The organism is Brevibacillus choshinensis (assembly GCF_001420695.1).
In the GTDB taxonomy this organism is placed as follows: domain Bacteria; phylum Bacillota; class Bacilli; order Brevibacillales; family Brevibacillaceae; genus Brevibacillus; species Brevibacillus choshinensis.
In genome coordinates, this window is the sequence record NZ_LJJB01000007.1 from 1,118,237 (window position 1) to 1,137,281 (window position 19,045).

At 48.7% G+C, this 19,045-nt stretch carries 17 protein-coding genes and 1 pseudogene; 17 read left to right on the forward strand and 1 reads right to left on the reverse strand.

All coding sequences use genetic code 11. The features are described from left to right. The first annotated feature begins 25 nt into the window (after positions 1–25). From AN963_RS05385 to AN963_RS05425, 9 genes are all read left to right on the forward strand, one after another. Entirely contained in the window at positions 26–1,117 is a 1,092-nt protein-coding gene (locus AN963_RS05385; protein ID WP_055743500.1) for a Glu/Leu/Phe/Val dehydrogenase dimerization domain-containing protein, read from the forward strand. 168 nt (positions 1,118–1,285) lie between these two features. After that, a complete protein-coding gene (lpdA, locus tag AN963_RS05390) occupies positions 1,286–2,707 on the forward strand; it encodes a dihydrolipoyl dehydrogenase (RefSeq protein ID WP_055743501.1) in 1,422 nt (473 codons plus the stop codon). 18 nt (positions 2,708–2,725) lie between these two features. Further along, positions 2,726–3,718, forward strand: coding sequence for a thiamine pyrophosphate-dependent dehydrogenase E1 component subunit alpha (locus AN963_RS05395; RefSeq protein ID WP_055743502.1), 993 nt, complete (start codon positions 2,726–2,728; stop codon positions 3,716–3,718). A 14-nt stretch (positions 3,719–3,732) separates the two neighbouring features. After that, positions 3,733–4,716, forward strand: a complete 984-nt coding sequence (locus AN963_RS05400; protein ID WP_055743503.1) for an alpha-ketoacid dehydrogenase subunit beta — start codon at positions 3,733–3,735, stop codon at positions 4,714–4,716. Between the two features lie 20 nt (positions 4,717–4,736). Further along, a complete protein-coding gene (locus AN963_RS05405) occupies positions 4,737–6,074 on the forward strand; it encodes a dihydrolipoamide acetyltransferase family protein (protein ID WP_055743504.1) in 1,338 nt (445 codons plus the stop codon). 250 nt (positions 6,075–6,324) lie between these two features. After that, on the forward strand, positions 6,325–8,484 hold the full coding sequence (locus AN963_RS05410) for a copper amine oxidase N-terminal domain-containing protein (RefSeq protein ID WP_055743505.1): 2,160 nt from the start codon (positions 6,325–6,327) through the stop codon (positions 8,482–8,484). Between the two features lie 386 nt (positions 8,485–8,870). Beyond that, positions 8,871–9,299 carry a methylmalonyl-CoA epimerase gene (mce, locus tag AN963_RS05415; RefSeq protein ID WP_055743506.1) on the forward strand — a complete coding sequence of 143 codons (429 nt, stop codon included), beginning with the start codon at positions 8,871–8,873 and terminating at the stop codon, positions 9,297–9,299. A gap of 74 nt (positions 9,300–9,373) precedes the next feature. Further along, entirely contained in the window at positions 9,374–10,528 is a 1,155-nt protein-coding gene (locus AN963_RS05420) for a M20/M25/M40 family metallo-hydrolase (RefSeq protein WP_083496790.1), read from the forward strand. Between the two features lie 118 nt (positions 10,529–10,646). Continuing rightward, a complete protein-coding gene (locus tag AN963_RS05425) occupies positions 10,647–11,840 on the forward strand; it encodes a DUF3866 family protein (RefSeq protein WP_055743508.1) in 1,194 nt (397 codons plus the stop codon). Positions 11,841–11,847: 7 nt separating this feature from the next. On the opposite strand, the pseudogene AN963_RS32440 reads toward AN963_RS05425, so the two are convergent. Next, positions 11,848–11,895: pseudogene (locus AN963_RS32440) on the reverse strand (hypothetical protein); the annotation flags it as partial. 105 nt (positions 11,896–12,000) lie between these two features. On the opposite strand from AN963_RS32440, the gene AN963_RS05430 reads away from it, so the two are divergent. The 8 genes from AN963_RS05430 (at position 12,001) to deoB (ending at position 19,031) form a co-directional block, all read left to right on the forward strand. Continuing rightward, entirely contained in the window at positions 12,001–12,558 is a 558-nt protein-coding gene (locus AN963_RS05430) for an NUDIX domain-containing protein (RefSeq protein ID WP_055744460.1), read from the forward strand. 28 nt (positions 12,559–12,586) lie between these two features. Further along, on the forward strand, positions 12,587–13,735 hold the full coding sequence (locus AN963_RS05435; RefSeq protein ID WP_055743509.1) for an endonuclease Q family protein: 1,149 nt from the start codon (positions 12,587–12,589) through the stop codon (positions 13,733–13,735). A 67-nt stretch (positions 13,736–13,802) separates the two neighbouring features. After that, positions 13,803–14,429, forward strand: coding sequence for a stage II sporulation protein M (gene spoIIM, locus AN963_RS05440; protein WP_055743510.1), 627 nt, complete (start codon positions 13,803–13,805; stop codon positions 14,427–14,429). 94 nt (positions 14,430–14,523) lie between these two features. Further along, positions 14,524–14,988 carry a ferric iron uptake transcriptional regulator gene (fur, locus tag AN963_RS05445; RefSeq protein WP_055743511.1) on the forward strand — a complete coding sequence of 155 codons (465 nt, stop codon included), beginning with the start codon at positions 14,524–14,526 and terminating at the stop codon, positions 14,986–14,988. Positions 14,989–15,211: 223 nt separating this feature from the next. Next, complete coding sequence (gene ald, locus AN963_RS05450; RefSeq protein ID WP_055743512.1) at positions 15,212–16,342, forward strand: alanine dehydrogenase; 1,131 nt, start codon at positions 15,212–15,214, stop codon at positions 16,340–16,342. A 136-nt stretch (positions 16,343–16,478) separates the two neighbouring features. Then, a complete protein-coding gene (locus AN963_RS05455; RefSeq protein ID WP_055743513.1) occupies positions 16,479–16,718 on the forward strand; it encodes a YqzK family protein in 240 nt (79 codons plus the stop codon). Positions 16,719–16,824: 106 nt separating this feature from the next. Further along, positions 16,825–17,712: a site-specific tyrosine recombinase XerD gene (xerD, locus tag AN963_RS05460; RefSeq protein ID WP_055743514.1), complete on the forward strand. Its 888-nt coding sequence runs from the start codon at positions 16,825–16,827 to the stop codon at positions 17,710–17,712. Positions 17,713–17,858: 146 nt separating this feature from the next. Further along, positions 17,859–19,031, forward strand: a complete 1,173-nt coding sequence (gene deoB / locus AN963_RS05465) for a phosphopentomutase (protein WP_055743515.1) — start codon at positions 17,859–17,861, stop codon at positions 19,029–19,031. Positions 19,032–19,045 lie beyond the last annotated feature (14 nt).

A 19,045-nucleotide genomic window follows, 5' to 3' on the forward strand; every position in this document is an offset into this window, starting at 1 on the left:
GATTGATACTAGGGAGGTCTCTTCAGTGAACATCTTTGACTACATGCAAAAGTACGATTACGAGCAATTGGTATTTTGTCAGGACGAAAATTCCGGTTTGAAAGCCATTATATGCATTCATGATACGACAATTGGTCCGGCACTCGGTGGTACACGGATGTGGCCGTACAAAACAGAAGAAGAAGCAATCATTGACGTACTGCGCCTCGGACGTGGTATGACTTACAAAAACGCAGCAGCTGGACTGAATATCGGTGGAGGAAAAGCCGTTATCATCGGCGATCCACGTCAGCACAAGAGTGAAGAGCTGTTCCGTGCGTTTGGCCGTTACATCCAAGGCTTGAATGGCCGTTACATCACAGCGGAAGACGTAGGAACAACAGTTGCTGATATGGATATGATCCACTTGGAAACGGATTATGTGACAGGGGTATCCCCTGCGTTTGGATCCAGCGGTAATCCATCCCCTGTGACTGCATACGGTGTATATCGCGGTATGAAAGCAGCAGCCAAGCTTGCTTACGGAAATGACGATCTTACAGGACGTGTAGTAGCTGTACAAGGTGTAGGAAATGTGGCTTACAATCTTTGCCGCCACCTGCATGAAGAGGGTGCACACCTGATCGTCACCGACATTAACGAAGAAAACGTGAATCGCGCGGTGAATGATTTTGGCGCCAAAGCAGTTGGCGTAAATGAAATCTTCGGCGTAGATTGTGATATCTTCTCTCCTTGCGCGTTGGGTGCCATCATCAATGACGACACGATCCCACTGTTTAAGGCAAAAGTGATCGCGGGTGCTGCAAACAACCAGCTGAAAGAAGACAGACACGGTGACCAGATCCATGGAATGGGTATCATCTACGCACCAGACTATGTCATCAATGCGGGTGGCGTTATCAACGTAGCTGACGAACTACAAGGCTACAACCGCGAGCGCGCACTGAAAAAGGTCGAGACGATCTATGACAATATCGTAAAAGTATTCGAGATCGCAGAGCGTGACGGAATGGCTTCCTATCAGGCAGCAGACCGCATGGCAGAAGAACGGATTGCCAGCGTTGCCAAATCGCGTAATACTTTTCTGCAAAACGGCAAGACTGTTTACCATCGCTAATTTTCTCTAATCAGTAGCTTCCTCTGACCGCACTCCTCTGGAATCGCGGTCGGGGGGTACATATGATTCGTTCTTTGAATATTCGTATTCGCTAAAAAAACGTGGGAGAGCCCACACGTTCATAGAGGGACCTGCAGCGGCTTTTTTAATGAAAGGAGAGATCCGATTATGTCTCAAGAGTTTGATCTGGTCGTTTTGGGCGGAGGCACTGGAGGGTACGTAGCAGCGATACGCGGCTCCCAGCTCGGAATGAAAGTAGCGATCGTCGAAAAAGAAAAGCTCGGCGGTACCTGCTTGCATCGTGGCTGTATTCCTTCCAAAGCACTTTTGCGCAGCGCCGAGGTATTTGCCACACTCAAGGAAAGTGACAAGTACGGAGTGTTTGCTGGCGAGGTTGGCTACGATTTTGCCAAGATCCAGGAGCGCAAGGAAGGAATCATCGAGCAACTGCACAAAGGAATTCAGTACTTGATGAAAAAAGGTAGCATCACGATTTTTGAAGGCTTTGGCCGAGTGATGGGTCCGTCCATCTTTTCGCCGCAAGCAGGCGCTGTTCGCATTGAGAAAAAAAACGGAGATCAGGAGATGATCGTTCCTCGCTTTCTTTTGCTTGCAACGGGATCCCGCCCGCGCACGTTACCAGGGCTGGTCATCGATGGTTCATATGTTGTGACTAGTGACGAAGCGCTGCAATGGGAGCAGCTGCCAGAGTCCGTCGTCATCGTAGGTGGTGGCGTGATTGGCATTGAGTGGGCCTCTATGCTGAACGATTTTGGTGTGGAAGTCACGGTAGTTGAGTACGCGGATCGCATCTTGCCGATGGAAGATGAAGAAGTGAGCAAAGAGATGGCACGTCTTTTGAAAAAGAGAAAAGTCAACATCGTCACGTCTGCCAAAGTATTGCCCGAATCTCTGGAAAAAGGAGAAGGGCGTGTCATGATTCAGGCAGAGACGGCTGGCGGCGTGCAATCCTTTGAGGCACAAAAAGTACTCGTTTCCGTTGGACGACAAGCAAACGTAGAAAACCTTGGATTGGAAGCTACAGAAATCAAGGTCGAGCGTGGTGTAGTGGTCGTCAATGAACACTTTCAGACAGCGGAGTCTCACATCTACGCCATCGGAGATGTCATCGGCGGGCTGCAGCTCGCGCACGTGGCATCCCATGAAGGAATTTTGGCGGTGGAGCACATGGCGGGCGGGCATCCTCATCCCATGGACTACACGAAAGTTCCAAAATGCACCTATAGTCGCCCAGAAGTGGCTAACGTCGGCTTGACGGAAAAAGAAGCGAAGGATCAAGGCTTTGAAGTGAAGGTAGGTAAGTTCAGCTTCAAACCGCTGGGCAAAGCATTGATTCACGGTGAAAACGACGGCTTTGTCAAAGTTGTCGTAGATGCCAAGACAAATGACTTGCTCGGCGTTCACATGATTGGACCGCACGTGACAGACATGATTTCAGAAGCAGGTCTCGCACGTGTGCTGGATGCGACTCCATGGGAGATCGGAACGACGATCCATCCACACCCGACGCTGTCAGAAGCACTGATGGAAGCAGCTCTGGCGGTCGATGGAAAAGCGATTCACAATTAGCGAGGAGGGTAACCGACGATGACAACCAAGCGGCATGAACAAGTAGGTTTGACGGACGCGCAAGTACTTGACATGTACTATTACATGCTGTTGGCCCGTAAAATTGACGAGCGCCAATGGCTGTTGAATCGGGCGGGTAAGGTACCGTTCGTTATTTCTTGCCAAGGGCAGGAGGCAGCTCAAGTCGGAGCGGCTTTTGCCATGGAAACAGGTAGAGATTACTTGTGCCCGTACTATCGTGACCTCGGATTGGTGCTCGTATTCGGACAGACAGCTCGTGATTGCATGCTGTCCGCATTTGCAAAAGCAGAAGATCCAAACAGTGGCGGGCGGCAAATGCCCGGTCACTTTGGTGGAAAAAAATATAACATTTTGACTGGCTCCAGCCCGGTGACGACTCAGGTTCCTCACGCAGTGGGCATGGCTTTGGCAGGAAGAATGCAGCAGAAGGATTTTGTGGTCTACACTTCTTTTGGTGAAGGCTCCAGCAACCAAGGTGACTTCCACGAAGGTGCCAACTTCGCAGGTGTACACAAGCTGCCGGTCATCTTCTTCTGTGAAAACAACAAATACGCGATTTCCGTTCCACTGAAAAAGCAGCTGGCTTGTGAGAGTGTAGCAGACCGTGCGATTGGATATGGTTTCCCAGGAGTCAGTGTGGATGGAAACGATCCGATCGAAGTATACCGTGTCACCAAGGAAGCAGTGGAACGTGCGCGGAGCGGCGCAGGTCCTACCTTGATCGAAGCGGTGATGTACCGTCTGGTTCCACACTCCAGTGACGATGACGACCGTGTCTATCGGACACGTGAAGAAGTAGAAGAAGCCAAGAAAAAAGATCCGTTGATCGTTTTTGCGGCGTATTTGCGAGAAATTGGCTTGCTGGATGAAAACACGGAACAAGACATGCTGGCTCGTGTGCAGCTGGAAGTGGATGAGGCGACCGAATATGCAGAAAACGCACCATATCCGACACCAGAATCCACAATGACACACGTATACGGGGAATAAGGAGGGGAATCCAGATGGCGGTCATTTCGTTTATTGATGCGATTACGATGGCGATGCGTGAAGAGATGCGTCGTGATCCCAATGTATTTGTCCTCGGGGAAGACGTCGGCGTACGTGGCGGTGTTTTCCGTGCCACCGTGGGTTTGATTGAAGAGTTTGGCGAGGAACGCGTGATTGATACACCACTGGCTGAATCAGCGATCGTCGGTGTAGGGATTGGGGCAGCAGCTTATGGCATGCGTCCGATCGCAGAGATCCAGTTTGCTGACTTTATCATGCCGGCAGTCAACCAGATCGTCAGTGAAGCTGCGAAAATGCGTTACCGTTCCAATAACGACTGGAATTGCCCGATCACCATTCGTGCGCCATTCGGGGGTGGAGTGCACGGTGCACTCTATCACTCACAGTCGGTAGAAGCGATGTTTACCAACATACCAGGTCTGAAGGTTGTGGCACCATCCACACCGTATGACGCAAAAGGCTTGCTCAAAGCAGCGATTCGTGACGAAGATCCCGTACTGTTCTTCGAGCACAAACGTTGCTATCGCTTGATCAAAGGAGAAGTTCCTGATCATGATTACGTCCTGCCGATCGGAAAGGCAGACGTAAAGCGCGAAGGAACAGATATCACTGTGATTTCGTACGGATTGGCCTTGCATTTCTGCCTTCAAGCGGCTGAAAAGCTGGCGCAAGAGGGTATCAGTGCGCATGTGCTTGATCTTCGCACCTTGTATCCACTAGACAAAGAGGCAATTGCAGAAGCGGCGTCCAAAACAGGGAAAGTTCTGATTGTGCATGAAGACAACAAGGAAGGCGGCGTCGGCGGAGAAGTAGCAGCTGTTATCGCTGAGCAATGCTTGTTCGATCTCGATGCGCCGATCAAACGTCTGTGTGGTCCTGATGTACCGGCTATGCCGTACAGCCCGCCGATGGAAAAATTCTTTATGCTGAACCCGGATAAGGTATTGGAAGCAATGCGGGAACTGGCCAACTTTTAAGGCGAGGAGGACCAACGATCATGGCAACGAAAGTACTTATGCCCCAGCTCGGAGAGAGCGTGACCGAGGGCACCATTAGCAAATGGCTTGTCAATGTGGGAGACACCGTAAAGAAGTACGATTCGCTGGCTGAAGTAACGACCGATAAGGTCAACGCCGAAGTACCATCCACCGTGTCCGGTCGTGTCACGGAAATCGTGGTACAGGAAGGCGAAACAGTCGCGATAGGCACGTTGATTCTTTATATAGAAGAAAGTGGTGCAGCTGGGGAAGCTCAGGCATCTCCAGCCGCTCCAGTGGTTGCTGCTGCTTCCACAGAGCAACCTGCGCCCGTTCAAAAACAGGCCGCTTCCCCGGTGGTGGCAGCAAAGGCTGTAGAGAGCGGTACGAAACAGCGTTATTCTCCAGCAGTAGTCGTGCTGTCCCAAGAGCATGGGATTGACCTCGCTCGCGTAGTAGGGACTGGCGCAGGTGGACGCGTAACGAGAAAAGATGTGCAAGCGATTATTGATGCAGGCGGCCAAAAACCTGTAGAGACTGCACAGGCGGATCAACCTGTAGTAGATCAGCAAGCAGCCGCTACTGTACCTGCTACGACTGCACCTGTCAGTGGCACACCTGCGCCAACGCCTGCAGCTCCAGTGGATATTCCAGTAGCTACTGGCGATGAGATCATCCCGGTTACGCCGATTCGTCGCACGATCGCCAACCGTATGGTGCAAAGTAAGCACGAGGCACCTCACGCATGGACGATGGTCGAAGTCGATGTGACTAATCTCGTGAATTTCCGCAATCAGGCGAAAGGTGACTTTGCTCGCAAAGAAGGTCTCAATCTCACGTTCCTGCCGTTCTTCATCAAGGCAGTCGTAGAATCGCTCAAAGAATACCCGATGATCAATGCCACTTGGGCAGGCGACAAGATCATCGTCAAGAAAAATATCAACATCTCGATCGCAGTAGCGACTGAAGATGCCTTGTACGTACCAGTGATCAAGGATGCCGATCAAAAATCGATCCTGGGTATCGCCAAGTCGGTAGATGATCTGGCAGCGCGCACTCGTGCGGGTAAGCTGACGATGGATGACATGACAGGAGGAACCTTTACCGTCAACAATACAGGGTCTTTCGGTTCCATTCAGTCTCAACCAATCATCAACTCACCACAGGCTGCCATCCTGAGTGTTGAGTCCATCGTAAAACGTCCAGTCGTCATCAACGACATGATTGCCATTCGTTCTATGGTCAATCTGTGCATGTCGTTGGATCATCGTGTTCTTGATGGATTGATCTGCGGGCGCTTCCTGCAAAGCGTCAAGCAAAAGCTCGAGAATATCGGACCGGATACCAAACTGTATTAAAGCGCAAACCAGACGCTCTCACAGGTCTGGTTTTTCTGCGCCTATTTTGCAAATATGACAGTCAAAAATAATTTATTTATAGGCAGCAACAGATGTAACTTTTCGGCGAATTGTTGCGTCTTAGCAAATGTAAGCAAGGAGTCTATCATTTTCCTTAGAATAGATTTCCTACGTTATTCATTTATGGTAAACTGATAGCGATCTGCTAGAGACACATTTCCTGATTTTAGGCAAATATGGGAGGAAAAACATGGAGAAGAGTAAAAAAGCACTGCCGATTGTGCTCGCATCTGCACTGGCAGCTACCCCTTTGGTTGCAGTGCCACAGAAGGCACATGCTTTGACAGGTGTGACCGTAACTGCTGATGACAATACGGCTGGGGAAGATAGTGAGTATGAGATTGAATTTACCACTGAAGAGCCGATTGATTCTGGAGATACCATTTATGTCAAATTTGATAAAGAATTCGATGTAGACAAAAATATCGACGAAGACGCCATTGATGCGGATTTCGACATCAAGAGTGTAAAAGTAAGTGGGAACGTGATTGAAATTAAAGTCGATGAGGATATCGACGACGAGGAAGACGTGTCTTTTACCATCACGGATGGCATTACGAATCCAGATGATGAAGATACATACGAAGTATCAGTAAAAACAACGAATGAAAGCTATGAACCAGACGACGTCAAAATCAAAGAAGACGGCAAAAAAAGCAACAGCAGCTCTAAAGATGACTTCAACGTTGACTTGAGCAGCGAAAAAGCTGGTGAAAAAGTTTCCATCGAACTGGGAGACTTCGATCTCGATGGTAAAGATGAGCTGCAAACAGGCGAAACCATCACCGTCATTTTCCCGGATGAAGATATGCTACCGAAAAGCATCGACAAGGAAGATGTGAAAGTCAACGGTAAGGTTGCTAAGTCTGTGTCAGTTGACGGTGATGAAGTACTCATCAAAGTTCCAAGTGGAGCAGACGGCAATGACTACATCAATCTGGAGTTCCTAAAAGGAGCGGGTATCAGCAACCCAGATACCGCTGACGATTACACTTTCGAAGTGAAATATGACGGAACTACATACGAGTCGGAATCGTTCGAAATCACCAAATCCGGATCCAGCTCAAGCTCAAGCACAGTTTCCGGTGATTATACGGTAAACCTGTCGGATCCAGCAGCAGGTGCTCGCTCCAGCTACACGTTTGAGACCGATTTTGGAAAAGACCTGAAGGCTGATTCCGATCTGGTCATCGAGTTCCCATCCTCTGACATGGTGCCTATGATTTTGAGCACATCTGATTTCACCGTCAATGGCAAAACACCGAAAAAAGTGGGAGCAGTGGGCAACAAAGTGTACATCACGACTCCGAGCAATTTCAGTGCGGATAGCAGCGTAAAAGTTGTCGTGGCCTATACAGCGTGGATTACCAACCCGAAAACAGCTGGTTCTTATAATTTGAAAGCGACCGTAGCAAACAAAACGATCACTTCCAAGTCGTTCTCGATCGGTGGGTCAACTGTAAATCCGACCACGCCAACAACGCCGACATCACCAACGACTCCTACACCAACTCCAGGAGTGAACAATAGCACGGCTACGATTACATTGACGAACACAGCGCTCAACCAAGCAACAGGTGTGAATGTAGCGATCAAAGGTCTGGGTGTAGGACTCGCGAAGCAACGTGACTTTATCGAGTTGGTGTTCCCAGCTGGCTACCGTGTACCAGCTTACATCGCACCAGCCAACATCAGCGTCAATGGTGTTGCTGCGAACTACGTAGCGGTTCGTGGTCAAAACGTTCTAGTGTATCCAGGGCAAGATATCCCGGCAGCTAGTGCAGCCAACGTGGCGATCAATGCGGCAGCGAACATCGTAAACCCTGGTGTGAAAAACGCATACAGCATCAGCGTGTTTACTTCGGAAGAAAAAGGGCTGCAGTTTGCTCGTGCGGTAGGCGTAGGAATGCCAGCGCCAACCACACCTACCAAACCTACTACACCAACTGCACCATCTACGCAGCCAGCTGCGAATGTACCTACCAACGCAGCACTGTTTAAAGTAAATGCAAAGACATTTACTCTGCACGGTAAAAACTATCCGCTTCAGGTAGCTCCTTACATGGCTGGTGGTAATACAACGATGGTTCCTGCTCAATTCTTCAAAGAAGCATTGGCATTGACCACGCAATGGAACAACCAATCCGTTGCGATCATCAGTGGTACCAAAGTATTGAAATTCACAGTTGGTTCCAACAAAGCGCGTGTAGGCAACCAGGAAGTTACGCTTCCATCGCCAGTCGTTCTGAAAGATGGCATGCCAATGATTCCGGTTCGCTTCGTAACAGATAACCTCGGCTATAAAGTCGGCTGGGATGCAAAAACGTCTAGCGTATACGTATATCGTTAAAATCAAAACCCCCTTCCGTTACGGTAAGGGGGTTTGTTAATTTCAAATTGATCGAACCCTATAGATAATAGAAAAACGTTGGGATAACCAGGGAGAGGACGATAATGCCAATGAGAATTTTGGCCACTAAGGATTGCTTCATCTCGATGATCCTCCTTTCTATAAGTGAAAATGCTTCGCCAAAGGAAAAGGGCGGCATGGTTGTGAGAGGGTATGCTAAAATTGGTAGAGAGATAACAGGTAGAATATCCACTCTCGTATGAATCATCTATCTTGATTTTACCTAATCGTACAAGGTGTAGCAACATCGTTGTCCACAGAGGATCCGAAACAGTAGAGCACTAGGCAGTTTTGGATATCTGATTCCATAGAAAAGGATGAGTACAATGAAAGCACCGAATAAAATTGCGCACATTGGCATTGCCGTCAAAAGCCTGGATCAAGTCCTTCCGTTCTATACCGAGCAGTTGGGATTAACCCTTCTGGGTACAGAAGAAGTAGCGAGTGAGCAAGTAAAGGTAGCGTTTTTGGGGATCGGAGAAAGTCGTATCGAACTGTTGGAACCACTTTCGGAAGCTAGTCCGATCGCTACATTCATAGAAAAAAAGGGTGAAGGAATTCATCATATTGCTCTCGATGTGGACGATGTGGAGGTGCGCCTCACGACACTGAAAGAAAAGGGTGTACCATTGATCAATGAGAAACCGAAAGATGGAGCTCACCATGCGCAGATAGGTTTCTTGCATCCAAAAGCAGCCAATGGCGTTTTATACGAATTATGCCAATATCCAAAAACAGCAGATCACGAAGAGTGAACTTACAGACGAGTATGTTTGTGACCTTTTCATGGTAGAAAAAAATTTTTTGCGGTATACTGGAACTTGTGAATATGTACCAAAATCGGGCTTTGATTTGGGAGGTTACGTGGGTGATTAATCAGGAACGTTTGCTAAACGAGTTTTTGGAACTCGTGCAGATTGACAGCGAAACCAAAAATGAAGCACAGGTAAACAAAGTGCTGAAAGAAAAACTGATTGAAATGGGCTTTGCTGTTCAGGAAGATGATGCTGCTGCCAAAACAGGTCACGGCGGGAACAACCTGATCGCAACACTGGAGGGTACAGGTAACGGTCCAGCTATTCTATTCAGCAGCCATATGGACACGGTAGTACCTGGTAATGGCATCAAGCCACAAATTCGCGATGGCTATGTTTACTCCGATGGCACCACGATTTTGGGTGCAGACGACAAAGCTGGTATCGCTGCTATTTTTGAAGGTATCCGGACGATGAAGGAACAGAATCTGCCACATCCAACCATTCAGGTAGTCCTGACAGTTGGTGAGGAATCCGGCCTGGTGGGTTCCCGTGCGATGGATTCTAGCCTGTTGAAAGCAGAAATGGGCTTTATCCTCGACTCTGAGGGTCCTGTAGGTAAAATCACCGTAGCAGGTGCTGGGCAATACCGCATCGTTACTAAAATTCATGGAAAAGCGGCGCATGCTGGTGTGAATCCAGAAGACGGAATCAGTGCAATTTCTGTCGCTAGTAAAGCAATCTCCCGTATGCCACTCGGACGTATCGACGCGGATACAACTGCCAACATCGGCCGTTTTGAAGGCGGAAAAGCTTACAACATCGTTACCGACTATGTGGAAGTATGGTCAGAAGCTCGCAGCTTGGTGATGGACAAGCTGGAAGCACAAGTGAAGAAGATGACTACCGCTTTCGAAGAAGCAGCTGCTGAATACGGTGCAACTGTCGAGAACGATGTGATCTTTATGTACCACGGCTACAAATTCAACGAAGAGACACCAGTCGTACAAAAAGCGATCAATGCAGTAAAACGCGTAGAGCGCAATCCTGAGCTGGTAGCTAGCGGTGGCGGAAGCGACGGAAACGTGTTCAATGGCTACAACATTCCAAGCGTAAACTTCGCAATTGGCTATGAAGAGATCCATACCAAGAGCGAGCGTATGCCAATTGAAGAACTGAACAAAGCGGCAGAGTTGGTTCTCGCTGTTGTTGCAGCAGTTCAAGAATAAGAGCGTACCTAAAGCCGGGATTCCCTCAGGAGTCTCGGCTTTTTTAAATGAAATGATTGAGCCAAGCTATGCCAGTCATACACTGAGAAAGAGTACTCGACGGAAGGGAGGTAGGTCCATGCTTTGCCTGGCAATGGGGACGGTATTGCAAGTGGTGGAAAAGCGAATGGGAATGCAGCTTCTGGAGGTTTTGATTGAGGAGACGGGCAATCGAGAGCGGGCCATTTCAATAGCGCACGAGGAGTATTCAATCGGAGAGAAACTGATCATGAATACAACGGCAGTGCGACTCAAGCTGGGTACAGGCGGCTATCACCTGGTTGTAGGCAAAGCTGAACAGATGACTGAGCAAGATCTGTTGCCGACCAGCTGGGGACACGTGATGAAGATGCGTTACTCCCCTTGGCAATTAGCGATAGATGCGGTAGAAGAACAAGCGAGTCCGCATCACGATCTGTTTGTTCGGCATGATTTATCGTTGGAAGGAACACCTGTCGTGATCAGTGAATTGCACAGCCTGTTGCCTGCGACAGTCTTGACATTAAAACAGAATGATCCACAAACAAAAATTGTCTATGTCATGCCCGATGGTGCATCCTTGCCTATCTCCTTGAGTGGGCATGTCCATCAGCTACAAAAAGCAGGCTTCTTAGCGGCGACGATCACGACTGGACACGCATGGGGTGGTGATTATGAGGCCGTCACCATTCATAGTGGCCTTTTGGCAGCACGCCACGTAGAAAATGCCGACATCATCATATGTATGCTCGGGCCGGGGGTAGCTGGGACAGGGACTCCTTATGCCTTTTCCGGGATCCAACTCGCCGAAGTCATCCATGCAGTATCCGCACTAGGTGGATTTCCGCTATTAATCCCCCGGATTAGCTTTGCAGACCCTCGTAGACGTCATTACGGCATGAGCCATCACACCACCGCAATTTTGAGCCGCTTTGCCCTACGCCCGGTTGTGCTCTCAATGCCACAGGTGGGAAATCAGTACGACACGATTTTGGAGCAACAGATGGTAGCTCTTCAAAAGCTGGATAAGCATGTGATTATCAGGGGAATGGTAGCGAATATGAACAGGATCGCGAGCATGGAAAAAGAATATGGCTCAGCCTTTACCACGATGGGAAGAAGCTGGCAGGAAGATCCGGTACCTTTTCAGACGGCCGTGTTGGCTGCCGATCAGCTTAGCGGTTGGCGAGTAGATTTGGCTAAAGCGTTCAGTGACGACCCGCATTGCTTCTCCTCTCTAGATACGCTTGCAGGGTTAGATCTTTTTTGGACCAGGAACGGAGAGCAGCCTTGATTTCCCAAGCTTTTCCTACCATACGTAATTGCTTTTCACTCACATAGGTTTTCATCTGTGATCTCCTCCGCTACAATTAGTGTGGACAAGCTTCATGGTCCCAACTTATGGTGCATCTGGAGCATTTAGAACGATGGAATTGGAAAAGGGAGGTTTTTTTATGAGGAAGTACGAGCACTTATATGAAAAAACGATTTCGAGCCAATCGATTTATGATGGACGGATCATAAAGGTAAAAGTAGATGAGGTACTGCTTCCTAATGGAAATACCGCAAAAAGGGAGATTGTGAATCACCAAGGGGCCGTCGCTGTGATGCCTTTGACAGACGATGGAAAAATGATTGCCGTTCGCCAATTTCGCAAACCTTTGGAACGCACGATTGTGGAAATCCCTGCTGGCAAGCTTGAGCCAGGTGAAGAGCCCCTCGCATGCGCTATTCGTGAGCTGGAAGAGGAGACGGGGTATGCGGCGAAACATATGGAGTTGCTTAGTTCTTTTTACACCTCTCCTGGCTTCGCCGATGAAATTCTCCACGTGTACGTTGCGACCGGTTTGACCAAGGGGGAAAGCAGACCTGATGAAGACGAGTTTGTGGATGTGCTGGAATTGACACTTGAAGAAGCGAAGGAATTGCATCATACAGGAGAGATTCGGGATGCGAAGACCGTAGTCGCGCTTTTTGCATGGGAAAACCGGGTGCTTCGATCCCGTGGTTGAGACCGTACTAACGGAGTACTTTTGTGATATGCACATCCATATTGGAGGGACGCGCAGTGGGAAGCCGGTGAAAATAACGGCGTCGCGTCAGATGACTTTGACTCGGATTCTGGAGGAAGCCTCTGAAAGGAAAGGCATGGATGTGATAGGGATTATCGATGCCCATTCACCGGAAGTCCAGGAGGAACTCATAGATCTGCTGGAAAGTGGATCCGCTGCGGAACACGAGGATGGGGGAATCACCTACAAGGAAACGATGCTCATTCTCGGCTCTGAGGTGGAAATCAAGGAAGCTGACAGGGGCGAAGCACACTTTCTCGTTTACATGCCGCGATTGCGGGACATGCAGTCTTTCACCCAATGGCTATCTAGCAGATGCAAAAATGTTCAACTCAGTTCACAGCGGATTCGAGCTAGCCTACATGAACTGCAAGCATGTGTGGCCGAGCTAGGTGGGTTGATCATCCCTGCCCATATTTTCACGCCGCACAAAGGTCTCTATGGAAGCTGTACAGACTCGATGGCAGAAGTGATGGATCCATCCATGATTTTGGCTGTTGAGCTGGGCTTGAGTGCAAACACGGCGATGGCCGACTGTTTGTCAGAGCTTCATAACAAGACTTTTCTTACCAATTCAGATGCACATTCCCTCGGAAAGATAGGCCGTGAGTACCAATCGATGTGTATGCGAGAGCGTAGCTACGCCGAGTGGGAGAAAGCCATCCGCAGAGTAGAGGGTAGAGGAGTGGCAGTCAATTACGGTTTGCAGCCAGAGCTGGGGAAGTATCATCTGACGGCTTGTCAGGACTGCCAATCATTAGTACCCACAGATGCGTCAGGTAGATGCCCGGAATGTGGGCATAAACGTGTCGTTCGAGGGGTAGCTGCAAGAATTGAACAGCTGGCTGACTCGCCATATGGTCTGCATCCATCACATCGTCCGCCTTATGTCGAACAGGTTCCACTCGATTTTATTCCGGGAATAGGCCCCAAGCTACTGCAGAAGCTGTATGACACTTTTGGCACGCAAATGAACGTGTTGCACAGGGTGGAACGCGACGAGTTGGCTAATGTCACCGGAGAAAAAATTGCTGACCTGATTGAAAAGGCGAGATCTGGCACGCTGTCGGTTCAAGCTGGAGCAGCAGGAACTTACGGTAAGATTGTCCGAGAGTGAGCAGTCATAGCGTCAACCTTCCCCGCATAAGCTGTACAGTAATCAGTGAAGCGGGAGGCGACGTAACGTGCGATCACGAGTCGGACAAACTATCCAATCGTATGCGAAAGATCATCAGTCGCTTTATTGGTTCACGATTGTTTTGTTTACCATGGGCATTATTTTTGGAGCCGTACTTGTCAATTCCTTGCCTCTTTCGCAAAAGCAGGAGCTGTATGGCTTCCTCCAATATTTTTTTAACAGTTTGTCTTCGCAAGGCATCCCTGAGACGAACACCCATTTTCAGGAGGCATTTGGACACTACGCCAAAACAGTAGCTATCATGTGGGTATTAGGCTTGTCCATCATCGGCCTGCCTATGATTTTGCTGATGCTTTTCTTAAAAGGTGTGGTCGTTGGCTTCACGGTCGGCTTTTTGGTGAACCAGCTGCAATGGAATGGGGTTACATTTGCATTGTTAGGTGTACTTCCGCAAAATCTATTGGTGGTACCTGCCATGTTTATCATAGGCGTGAGCGGAATTTCGTTCTCCTTGCGATTAATCAAAACGAGATTGGTCAGCAAACGCGATGTCATCCTTCCCCATTTTGTTGGCTATACAGTGCTTGTCGTGTGTATGCTCGCCGTGTTGACGCTGGCTGCGCTGTTTGAGACTTTCGTATCGCCCAGACTCATGCAGCTGGTGCTTAATTAATAATAATTCTCATGTAAGAACTTCTGCATTTGACTTATTCAAGGACCCTCTACTATAATAGGAACAGGTTTCATGCGAGCGGGGAGGGGCATTAATGTTGGAAGAAAAGTTAGAGAAAATCAAGCAGCAATTGCATTCACAGAACTACAAGTTGACACCACAGCGTGAAGCCACTGTTCGCGTCTTGTTGGAAAATGAAGAAGACCATCTGAGCGCGGAAGATGTGTATCTCCTGGTAAAGGATAAAGCTCCGGAAATCGGGCTTGCAACTGTATACAGGACATTAGAGCTGTTGAGTGAGCTGAAGATCCTTCACAAAATGAACTTTGGCGATGGTGTGGCTCGGTACGATTTGCGTGATGACAATGCAGCTTATCATCACCATCACCTGATTTGCCTGAACTGCGGCTCCGTCGATGAAATATTCGAAGACCTGCTTGTAACGGCAGAGGAAAAAGTCAAGAATGTTTACAACTTTTACATTACCGATCACCGCTTGACCTTTTACGGAATTTGCAGTCGCTGCATCGATAAAGTCAACGTGGAAGACTTCAAATAAGAAAAACTTCTCTGGTAACGGAGAAGTTTTTTTCTTTTTACTTTCTTAAAGTTAGAGTTCATTAATGCGATAAAGGTTGAAAGTATAAGCGCAACTAAGGCTCCTCCAAAAAGCTAGGCGTAGCCAAGTTTTGCTAATCTCACCGATTTATCTAGATTGTAATGGTCATCGATTTCGTGTGGCATCATAAAAAGGTAGTAAGAGACAGGAGGTGGGTTTGCAGATGATTATTGGGGTACCAAAGGAAATGAAAAACAATGAAAATCGTGTTGGATTGACTCCAGCAGGTGTGAGTTCTTATAAACAAGCGGGTCATCGCGTGCTTGTCGAGGCGCAGGCAGGTGCAGGATCAGGATTTGGAGATGAAGATTACTTAGCAGCAGGAGCTGAGATTTTCGAAAAGGCGAGTGACGTGTGGCAGAATGCAGAGATGATCTGTAAGGTCAAAGAGCCATTACCAGCCGAATATCCTTATTTTCGCGAAAATCAAATCTTGTTCACGTACTTGCACCTAGCACCTGAGAAAGAATTGACGGAACAGCTTATTGCGAAAAAAGTGGTCGCCATCGCGTATGAGACGATCCAGACTGATGATCGTGCTTTGCCGCTCCTGATGCCGATGAGTGAGGTGGCGGGGCGGATGTCCGTGCAGATCGGTGCACAATTTTTAGAGAAACCGCATGGGGGCAAAGGCATTTTGCTAGGAGGTGTACCAGGTGTTCCTCCGGGCAAGGTCGCCATCGTCGGTGGTGGTATCGTTGGCACCAACGCGGCAAAAATGGCAATAGGGCTCGGCGCAGATGTGACGATACTCGATGTCAACGCAAATCGACTCCGGGAGCTGGATGATCAGTTCCAAGGCCGTCTGCATACTTTGATGTCCAATCATTACAATTTGGCAGAAGCAGTAAAGCATGCCGATCTCCTTATTGGAGCGGTGCTCATTCCAGGAGCGCGTGCGCCGCGACTCGTGACAGAAGAGATGGTGAAATCCATGTCTCCTGGATCTGTCATTGTCGACGTGGCGATCGATCAGGGGGGCTCCATTGAGACAGTCGATCGCATCTCGACGCATAGTGATCCGACATATGTGAAGCATGGAGTGGTTCATTATTCCGTAGCCAATATGCCAGGGGCTGTACCACGTACGTCGACGATTGCACTGTCCAACGTGACGCTACCGTATGGCTTGCTCTTGGCAAACAAAGGCTATCGGGCTGCCATCACGCAAAACCGGGCGCTGGCTCGCGGCGTGAATGTCATCCATGGATATATCGTCTACGAAGCGGTGGCCAAGTCGCTGCAGCTCTCCTTTACTCCCTTGGATGATGTACTGGCAGACATGCCTTTGTAGTGCCGAATGGAGTAGGGGACAAGTGCATATAATGGGAGGGAAACAAAACGGTCTTGACCGTTTTGTTCGACCGCGAGCGGTCACATCCACGTTTATGAAAAACGTCTCGACTTTCACAGAAATAGGAGGGATAGGAATGCGGATTCCGTACCGCCGCATGATGGAGGCGCTGCGCTTTCTGCTTCTCTTTGTGACGTGCACCCTACTCTCATACGGGATCATTACGCTTCTGTCCGACAAGCTGCTCCCTTCCAATCCCTATGATGAGCCTCGCGGGAATGCAGTAAAAGTCGTGAAACTGGTGAATTCTCCCGAGACACAAGATCTGGACGGATATTTGACGCGTCTGCAGCTTTTTTACGTGACAGGAGAGTAATTGGCTCAACTATGCCTGCTGATCATTTTTTTGCGAGCTAAGCAGGAGTTTCGCCATCCATGTGGAAAGCAATACAGGATACTTATCACCTGAAGGGGACAGCTTCATGGACAGTCTGATTGATCAATTCATCCATTTTCTGGCTGTAGAGAAAGGGCTATCGAGAAATACTCTAGAATCATATCAGCGGGATATGGTGGCCTATACTACGTATTTGCAGGACCAAGGCATCACGCGCGTGGAAGATTCAACGCGCACACAAATTATCGGCTACCTGCTCGTACTCCGGGAAAAAGGTAGAGCGACAGCTACGCTTTCTCGCAACATGGCATCGATCAGGGCATTTTATCAGTTTCTCGTTCGGGACAAATACATAGACAAAGACCCATCGATACACCTAGAAACCCCGAAAATCGAGAAGCGACTGCCAAAGGTGCTTTCGATTGAAGAAGTGGAGAGGCTGCTGGAAAGTCCCTCCGTTCACAATCCTGCTGGGCTGCGTGATAAAGCCATGCTGGAGCTGTTGTATGCGACAGGGATTCGTGTCTCTGAGCTGGTCAATCTGGATGCAGCTGACGTAAATCTAGACATGGGGTTTGTCAAATGCATGGGGAAGGGCTCCAAGGAGCGGATTATTCCCTTGGGATCAGTCGCCGTACAGATGGTAAGACACTATTTGTCAGCGGGTAGACCCAAGCTGGTAAAAGGTACAGGCGATACAGCGTTGTTCCTAAATCATTTGGGCAAACAAATCACGCGGCAAGGATTTTGGAAGATCATCAAGCGGTATGCGCTCAAAGCCAACATTCGCGCAGAGATCACGCCACATACGCTGCGTCATTCCTTTGCTACCCATCTGCTGGAAAATGGTGCTGACTTGCGTTCCGTACAGGAAATGCTAGGTCATGCTGATATTTCCACGACCCAGATTTACACCCACGTTACACGTACACGTATCAAAGATATTTATGCCAAGACCCATCCGCGAGCGTAATCAACTCCGGACAAAGAAAAAGAGAGAGAACAAAGGTAAATAAGACTCCGTCATGCTTTTAGGCGGAGCAAACTTTTTTGCATCAGGTCAGACGTCTGACGACTTGATGCAAAATCATACTTTTTGTGGAACTGGAGGCGTTTGCTTTGCGTTTTTCTCGTGTTTTTTTGATTGTGATGGACAGTGTGGGAATTGGTGAGCTGCCTGATGCACCAAAATTCCGTGATGAAGGTGCACATACATTAGGACATATTGCGGAGAGAGTCGCAGGTTTCCGCCTGCCAAATCTGGAAAAACTGGGATTGGGAAACATTGCCCCAATAAACAACGTCCCAGCAACGGCTGCTCCACTCGCTCATTATGGAAAAATGCAGGAAATTTCTATGGGCAAGGATACAACGACAGGACATTGGGAAATCATGGGTCTCCATGTCTCCACTCCATTTAATACGTATCCTGATGGTTTTCCATCAAGTCTGATCAGTGAGTTTGAACAGCGAATCGGGCGGAAAGTGCTGGGGAACAAAGTGGCTTCCGGTACAGATATTCTCGATGAGCTGGGCGAAGAACACATGAAGACAGGAAATGTCATCGTGTATACCTCTGCAGACAGCGTTTTTCAAGTCGCTGCCCACGAGGACGTAATCCCTCTGGATGAGCTGTATCGCATTTGTGAGATTGCGCGTGAGCTGACGCTGCGCGACGAGTTTGCCGTGACGCGTGTCATTGCTCGACCATTTGAAGGGGAGCCAGGCCATTTTTCCCGAACCTCCAATCGTCATGATTACTCCGTCAAGCCATTTTCTCCGACGGTGATGAATCACGTGCAGGATGCTGGTCTGTCTTCGATTGCCATCGGCAAGATCAGTGATATTTATGCAGAGGAAGGGATCACGAAGTCCATCCGTACGAAAGACAATATGGATGGGGTCGACCAGCTGCTGGGAACCATGAATGAGTCTTTTACCGGACTCAGCTTTGTGAATCTCGTAGACTTTGATGCGAAGTTTGGTCATCGTCGTGACCCGCAAGGATACGGAGAGGCTTTGATGGAATTCGATGCACGCATTCCTGAGTTGTTGTCGGCTCTTCTGGAAGGCGATTTGCTCGTGATTACTGCTGACCATGGAAACGATCCTGTGCACCATGGTACCGATCATACACGTGAATACGTTCCTCTGCTGGCTTACCACAAAGGCATCACGGTGGGAACAGATCTGGGTGTTCGTGAAACGTTTGCCGATCTGGGAGCAACGATCGCAGACAACTTTGATGTGAAAGCTCCCTCGATAGGAAAAAGCTTCCTAAGTCATTTATAAAAATTAAGCATTTA

Excerpts from the sequence above, each read along its gene's own strand:
- AN963_RS05400 (WP_055743503.1), top strand. The coding sequence starts at position 3,733 with ATGGCGGTCATTTCGTTTATTGATGCGATTACGATGGCGATGCGTGAA.
- AN963_RS05425 (WP_055743508.1), top strand. The coding sequence starts at position 10,647 with ATGCTTTGCCTGGCAATGGGGACGGTATTGCAAGTGGTGGAAAAGCGA.
- lpdA (WP_055743501.1), top strand. The coding sequence starts at position 1,286 with ATGTCTCAAGAGTTTGATCTGGTCGTTTTGGGCGGAGGCACTGGAGGG.
- AN963_RS05420 (WP_083496790.1), top strand. The coding sequence starts at position 9,374 with ATGTACCAAAATCGGGCTTTGATTTGGGAGGTTACGTGGGTGATTAAT.
- fur (WP_055743511.1), top strand. The coding sequence starts at position 14,524 with ATGTTGGAAGAAAAGTTAGAGAAAATCAAGCAGCAATTGCATTCACAG.
- AN963_RS05435 (WP_055743509.1), top strand. The coding sequence starts at position 12,587 with ATGCACATCCATATTGGAGGGACGCGCAGTGGGAAGCCGGTGAAAATA.
- AN963_RS05405 (WP_055743504.1), top strand. The coding sequence starts at position 4,737 with ATGGCAACGAAAGTACTTATGCCCCAGCTCGGAGAGAGCGTGACCGAG.
- xerD (WP_055743514.1), top strand. The coding sequence starts at position 16,825 with ATGGACAGTCTGATTGATCAATTCATCCATTTTCTGGCTGTAGAGAAA.
- ald (WP_055743512.1), top strand. The coding sequence starts at position 15,212 with ATGATTATTGGGGTACCAAAGGAAATGAAAAACAATGAAAATCGTGTT.
- AN963_RS05455 (WP_055743513.1), top strand. The coding sequence starts at position 16,479 with ATGCGGATTCCGTACCGCCGCATGATGGAGGCGCTGCGCTTTCTGCTT.
- AN963_RS05395 (WP_055743502.1), top strand. The coding sequence starts at position 2,726 with ATGACAACCAAGCGGCATGAACAAGTAGGTTTGACGGACGCGCAAGTA.
- AN963_RS05410 (WP_055743505.1), top strand. The coding sequence starts at position 6,325 with ATGGAGAAGAGTAAAAAAGCACTGCCGATTGTGCTCGCATCTGCACTG.
- mce (WP_055743506.1), top strand. The coding sequence starts at position 8,871 with ATGAAAGCACCGAATAAAATTGCGCACATTGGCATTGCCGTCAAAAGC.
- AN963_RS05430 (WP_055744460.1), top strand. The coding sequence starts at position 12,001 with ATGAGGAAGTACGAGCACTTATATGAAAAAACGATTTCGAGCCAATCG.